Genomic DNA, 6,626 nt, shown 5'->3' on the forward strand with positions numbered 1-6,626 from the left:
GCTTAACCCCCTAACGATTGTTTAAGAGCCTCCGAAACCGATGAAACACCAATGATCTTAATACCTTTTGGCGCGGTCCACCCTCCTATATTATTAGCCGGTATGATAACCCGCTCAAACCCTAATTTAGCGGCTTCCTGCACCCTTTGTTCAATTCGTGACACCCTTCTCACTTCACCAGTCAGCCCCACTTCACCAATGATGCAATCTGCTGGGTTTGTTGGTTTATCACGGAAGCTTGATGCAATGCTTATTGCGACAGCGAGGTCGATTGCCGGTTCATCCAGCTTGACACCGCCAGCAACCTTTAAATACGCATCTTGGTTTTGGAGCAGCAAGCCCACTCTCTTTTCCAGGACAGCCATTAAAAGCGAAACTCGATTGTGGTCAATTCCCGTGGCCATCCGCCTCGGATTGCCAAAACTCGTAGGAGAAATCAATGCTTGAATTTCAACAAGCACCGGCCTTGTGCCCTCCATGGATGCGACGACTGTGGACCCCGAAGCTCCTTGCGACCGTTCTTCAAGGAAAATTTCCGATGGATTCGCAACCTCTTCCAATCCATGTTCTTTCATTTCAAAAATACCCATCTCATTCGTCGAACCAAAGCGATTTTTAACCGCACGTATAATTCGATATGTATGGTGTCTTTCCCCTTCAAAATATAATACGGTGTCGACCATGTGCTCAAGCAGCCGTGGTCCCGCAATGGCCCCTTCTTTTGTAACGTGACCGACGATAAAAATCGCGATCCCGTTCGTTTTAGCAATGCGCATGAGTGAGGCTGTGCATTCCCTCACTTGTGAAACGCTTCCAGGGGCAGATGTAACCTCCGAATGGTAAACCGTTTGAATCGAGTCAATAATGACCAAATCCGGTTTAACGTCTGCAATTGCCTGTTGGATATAGTCCATATCGGTTTCAGAATAAACGAATAGATTTTCCGACATGGTCCCAAGCCGGTCCGCTCTCAATTTGGTCTGCTTGACTGATTCTTCACCTGATATATAAAGCACTTTTTTCTGTTTATGCGCCAATTGGGATGATACCTGTAAAAGCAGGGTGGACTTACCGATACCTGGGTCCCCTCCGATCAATACAAGTGATCCCTGTACGATCCCTCCCCCAAGAGCACGATTCAATTCCATTAAATCCGTCTTAATGCGTGGTTCTTTTTCTGATTGAATAGTCGTTATGGGTGCTGCCTTATCCCGTTCCCCGGAAACTCTAACCTCTGAATGGGTAAAAGCGCCTTTTCTTGCAGGTTTAACGATTTCTGTTTCCTCGACCATTTTGTTCCATTCACCGCAGCCTGGGCATTTCCCCATCCATTTCGCGGACTCATACCCACAAGACTGACACATGAATTTTGTTTTCTTTTTTACAGCCATAAATTACTCCTCTTTCTTTGGAAAAAATATCTATATTAAGGATATTATATCTCTGTTTTATTTAATCCTTCTTAAGGATAAGTTTTTTTAAAAAAATATTCACTTTGCTTGTCCCATATATACTCATATCTACCTATAGATAAAAAACAGAGGTACACTGCAAAAGAATCTGCGTGTACCTCGAAGTTTAGGACTAGGTTATTCACTTACATTAACAGGCTCGCCTTGTCGGATTGCAAACTCATTATTCACGACATCCATTACGACCGTTTGCCCTTTTTTCACGTTGCCTTTAAGCAACTCTTCGGATAGATAATCCTCTACATGCTTCTGAAGCGCCCTGCGGATTGGCCTTGCCCCATATTCCGGATCAAAACCTTCCGTGGCAATTTTTTCTCTAGCCGCATCTGTCAGCTCCAAGTATATCTCCTGTTCTTTCAAACGGGTAGTAAGCTGATTTGACATTAATGTAACGATTTGTTTCAAATGATCCTTCTCTAATGAGTGGAACACGATAGTTTCATCAATACGATTCAGGAATTCCGGACGGAATGCACGTTTGAGTTCTTCGATCACTTTCCCTTTCATATTTTTATAGTCCTGACCAGTATCCTGGATGTTAAAGCCGACATACTTATCAGTTTTCAAGGCAGATGCCCCTACATTCGATGTCATAATCAGAATGGTATTCCTGAAATCGACAGTACGCCCCTTTGAATCTGTCAGTCTTCCGTCTTCCAACACTTGAAGAAGAATATTGAAGACATCCGGATGCGCCTTTTCTATTTCATCAAGCAGAACGACGGAGTATGGTTTCCTCCGCACTTTTTCCGTTAACTGACCGCCTTCTTCGTACCCAACATATCCTGGAGGCGATCCAACAAGACGTGAAGTCGAATGTTTCTCCATATATTCGGACATATCGATGCGGATCATGGCATCTTCATCACCAAAAATGGATTCAGCCAAAGCACGGGCTAGCTCGGTTTTACCGACCCCTGTAGGCCCCAAGAAGATGAATGAACCAATTGGACGCTTAGGATCTTTCAAACCTGCCCTTGCACGTCGTACTGCTTTAGAAACCGCAATGACGGCCTCTTCCTGCCCAATTACACGATCATGGAGGATTGACTCCATATTAAGCAGTTTGTCTGACTCCGTTTGCGCCAACTTAGTGACCGGCACTCCCGTCCAGCTGGATACGACGTGTGCAATGTCATCCACAGTCACTTCACTGTTTTCCTGCCCTTGTTTTTCTTTCCAAGTTTTTTTCGTTTCTTCCAATTGTTCTCTTAAGCGTTGTTCTGTATCGCGAAGCGAAGCAGCTTTTTCAAATTCCTGACTCTGAACGGAAGCATCCTTTTCCTTGCGAACATCATCTAGTTTCACTTCAAGTTCCTTTAGGTTAGGTGGCGTTGTGTATGAGCGCAGCCTAACTTTGGAACCAGCTTCATCAATCAAGTCAATCGCTTTATCAGGTAAAAAGCGATCGGAAATATAACGGTCTGATAATTTGACTGCAGCATCAATCGCTTCGTCAGTAATCGATACGCGGTGATGTGCCTCATAACGGTCACGAAGACCTTTAAGAATTTGGATGGATTCCTCAATTGTCGGCTCATCGACTTGGATTGGCTGGAAGCGACGTTCAAGGGCAGCATCCTTTTCAATATACTTGCGGTACTCATCCAAAGTTGTAGCACCGATACATTGTAATTCACCACGGGCCAATGATGGTTTAAGGATATTGGAGGCATCAATGGCACCTTCTGCACCACCTGCACCAATCAATGTATGCAATTCATCGATGAATAGGATGATATTACCCGCCTGGCGTATTTCATCCATGACTTTCTTCAACCGGTCCTCAAATTCACCCCGGTATTTAGTGCCAGCCACAACAGTACCCATATCAAGTGTCATGACGCGTTTATCACGTAAAATCTCAGGTACCTCATTATTGATGATCTGTTGGGCAAGCCCTTCAGCAATGGCTGTTTTACCAACGCCAGGTTCACCGATCAATACTGGGTTATTTTTTGTACGACGGCTTAATACCTCAATGACACGCTGTATTTCCTTACTTCTTCCGATAACCGGATCCAAGCTTCCTTCCCTGGCAATCGCCGTTAAATCACGGGCAAGGCCATCCAGTGTCGGCGTGCTTGCATTTGCAGCGGCTGAACCTTGATGACCACCTGATTCATTGCTGCCCAAAAGCTGTAATACTTGTTGTCGAGCTTTATTTAAACTTACTCCCAGATTATTCAATACGCGGGCAGCGACACCTTCCCCTTCTCGAATAAGACCTAGAAGGACATGCTCTGTCCCAACATATGAGTGACCTAATTTTCTTGCTTCATCCATGGAAAGCTCAATGACCTTCTTGGCTCTTGGGGTATAATGTATCGTTTGAGCCGTATCCTGTCCACGGCCAATTAAATTTTCCACTTCTTTCTGAATCTTCTCCGGACCCAATCCAAGAGCGAATAATGCTTTGGCTGCAATACCATCACCCTCTCGAACCAGGCCCAGTAAAATATGTTCCGTGCCAATATTATTATGACCTAAACGGATTGCCTCTTCTTGAGCTAATGCTAATACTTTCTGGGCTCTTTCAGTAAAACGACCAAACATCATAGGGAATTCCTCCTTTAGAATTTTCGTTTTGAATAAAGTTGCTGGCAATACTCTAAGTAATGGCAGAAGCTTATTCTTGCTCCATATCTATTAATGAAATTTAATTCTCCCTAAAGAGGTCAATAACCTCTATGAGGAGGAAGATTCCGTGAAATTTAAGCGTTCCCGGATGAGTGCTGCTCTACGGATATCCCTTTCATGGGGTCTTAAAGGGCCGCCAGCGTACTTTTGTAAAAATCCCGACTGCGTCAAAATCATCAATTCATTTAGAATGCTTTTGGAAATATTCTTTATATACCCAAGATCTATCCCTAACCTAACATCGGAGATACATGTAGCTGCTTCCTTGGTCTCGATGATTCGAGCATTGGACAAAACCCCATATGAACGGAAAATTCTATCTTCTAATTGTATGTGGGAAGTCCTCGCTAATGCATCCCTCGCTGACCGTTCCTGGGCTATGATTTGTTGCACTACACTCGTTAGATCTTCAACGATGTCCCTTTCCGATTTTCCAAGAGTGATCTGATTGGAAATTTGAAAAATATTCCCCAACGCCTGACTTCCCTCTCCATAAATCCCTCGAACCACCAACCCCAATTGGTTGATAGCCGGTATGATATTATTCATCTGCTGTGTAAGGACCAGGCCCGGCAGATGCATCATGACTGAAGCCCTTAACCCAGTTCCCACATTAGTCGGACAACTAGTTAGGTATCCTCTTTCTTCATCATATGCATAGTCTATGGATTCTTCAATCCAATCGTCAAGAACATTTGCAATCTTTAAGGTTTCCTTTAGCTGCAATCCCGACATTAAACATTGAATACGGAGATGGTCCTCTTCGTTTATCATGATACTTATTTCTTCATTTTCCGAAAGGAGACAAGCGCTTTTCGCTGAATCTTCAACTAAATGAGGACTGATTAAATGTTTTTCAACCAGAACGCGCTTTTCCAGTGGCTGCAATTGGTCAATCTCTAATAGTTCCAATTTTCCAATCTCCGGGGTTACTTCCTCTTCGATTCTTTTTTTGACCAATTCAATGATTTTATTAGCTTCTTCGTTCGAAAAGGAGGTTGGGAAGGTAAAGTCTTTGAAATTCCTGGCCAGCCGAATCCGCGAACTCAATACAATATCGATTTCCGGCCCTTCGGCACTCATCCAGGAACTCAAGGCGTTTTCTACAAACTTTTCCAAGCTCATAATTCCTCGCCTCCCTCTTGTGCTTCATACCTTTTTTCAAGGGAACGAACCTTATCTCTTACTTCTGCCGCTTTCTCAAACTCCTCTTGATCAATGTGGACCTTTAAAACTTCTTTCAAATCCAAAATTTGCTTTCGAAGATATATGGTGCCGCCAATCCTTTTTGGAATTTTTCCTATGTGTGCTGTATTGCCGCTATGAACCCTCTTTAAAATGGGATTTAACTGTTCATTGAACGTTTTATAACATTCGGCACAGCCAAACTTGCCAATATGGACAAATTCTTTATAAGATCGATGGCAATGCGGGCAACGTCTCTCCTCCGTTTTCGGAAATGCATTTGCCTTTGTCTGTTGAATATTCGACTCCATATTCAACAATCCTGCTAATAAATTATTTATTGAAAAACCAGGTCCACCTGCCTCCATGAACATTTCACCTTTTTCCTGAGCACATTTCTCACAAATCATGACTTCAGTCTTTTTTCCATTGATGATTTTGGTGAAGTGCAGGGTAGCAGGCCTTTGATGACATTCTTGGCAAATCAACGTTCATCACCTCTGCCAGTTTCATTTATATTTTAAAGTCGTAAGCATCGCAGTTAAAATTCTTGCCCTAAGCTCATCGCGGTCAGGCAGGTCGATATAAATCACCGATCTATCTATGACGCTCATCATAATCTTTGCTTCTCTTTCATTAATGACGTCTTCATTCATCAGCCGTGAAATTACTCCTTCAGCCATCGATTGAGTTACCCTGGAACCAATAAGCGATAATAATTGGTTGATAAGTTGCACGGAATCCTGTGATTCCACTTTCATGATGCGTATATAACCGCCGCCTCCACGCTTACTCTCTACAACATAACCTCTCTCGATGGTAAACCTGGTATTGATTACGTAATTGATTTGAGAAGGAACACACTGAAATTTATCTGCTATTTCACTTCTTTTAATCTCCAAGATATCTTTTTGACTTATTTCAAGTACCTGCTTCAAATAAGTTTCGATAACATCAGATATGTTTCTCACTCAGCCTCCTCCATTCTGACTTTGACTATATTTGACTATTATTATACAAGGAATAATGCATTTTGCAACTTAAACGCACTTTCTTTCTGTAATATCCATTTTCTCCAAATTATATGTAGTTACATACCCCATTGAACATTAAAGTTGAAATATCTTACATAAATACCCTATATTAATGGATGTAAAACCTGAAATTTTTCTTCTCCTTAAGGTTTCACCACTTAAATTCTGCCCCATTTCCCCAGCTCATCCATTCCTCCTCATGATATGACTACCAATTCAAATAAGGCCAGTCCGTGCTGTCCCTGAAAAAGGAAATTTTTTTTAATTACAAACAAAAAAAGACCAGCCGGATGGC

Annotated in this window: 5 protein-coding genes; all 5 read right to left on the reverse strand. The window is 42.6% G+C overall.

All coding sequences use genetic code 11. From position 1 onward, the window contains the following. Positions 1–2: 2 nt before the first annotated feature. Complete coding sequence (gene radA / locus J7I90_RS19235; protein ID WP_214773332.1) at positions 3–1,391, reverse strand: DNA repair protein RadA; 1,389 nt, start codon at positions 1,389–1,391, stop codon at positions 3–5. Positions 1,392–1,589: 198 nt separating this feature from the next. Next, positions 1,590–4,031: an ATP-dependent Clp protease ATP-binding subunit gene (gene clpC, locus J7I90_RS19240; RefSeq protein WP_214773333.1), complete on the reverse strand. Its 2,442-nt coding sequence runs from the start codon at positions 4,029–4,031 to the stop codon at positions 1,590–1,592. Between the two features lie 129 nt (positions 4,032–4,160). Continuing rightward, the gene (gene mcsB, locus J7I90_RS19245; RefSeq protein ID WP_053537034.1) at positions 4,161–5,237 is read right to left on the reverse strand and encodes a protein-arginine kinase McsB; all 1,077 of its coding nucleotides are present in this window, start codon (positions 5,235–5,237) and stop codon (positions 4,161–4,163) included. Further along, positions 5,234–5,785, reverse strand: a complete 552-nt coding sequence (gene mcsA, locus J7I90_RS19250; RefSeq protein ID WP_214773334.1) for a protein-arginine kinase activator protein McsA — start codon at positions 5,783–5,785, stop codon at positions 5,234–5,236. Before mcsA ends, mcsB begins: the two co-directional genes overlap by 4 nt. 21 nt (positions 5,786–5,806) lie before the next feature. After that, positions 5,807–6,268 carry a CtsR family transcriptional regulator gene (locus J7I90_RS19255; protein ID WP_048677843.1) on the reverse strand — a complete coding sequence of 154 codons (462 nt, stop codon included), beginning with the start codon at positions 6,266–6,268 and terminating at the stop codon, positions 5,807–5,809. Positions 6,269–6,626: the final 358 nt, after the last annotated feature.

The sequence above is a fragment of the Bacillus sp. ISL-57 genome, assembly GCF_018613135.1.
GTDB lineage: Bacteria > Bacillota > Bacilli > Bacillales > DSM-1321 > Peribacillus > Peribacillus frigoritolerans.

What these genes read in the sequence shown, in the direction of transcription:
- radA (WP_214773332.1), bottom strand. Translation starts at nt 1,391, where the DNA reads ATGGCTGTAAAAAAGAAAACAAAATTCATGTGTCAGTCTTGTGGGTAT.
- clpC (WP_214773333.1), bottom strand. Translation starts at nt 4,031, where the DNA reads ATGATGTTTGGTCGTTTTACTGAAAGAGCCCAGAAAGTATTAGCATTA.
- mcsB (WP_053537034.1), bottom strand. Translation starts at nt 5,237, where the DNA reads ATGAGCTTGGAAAAGTTTGTAGAAAACGCCTTGAGTTCCTGGATGAGT.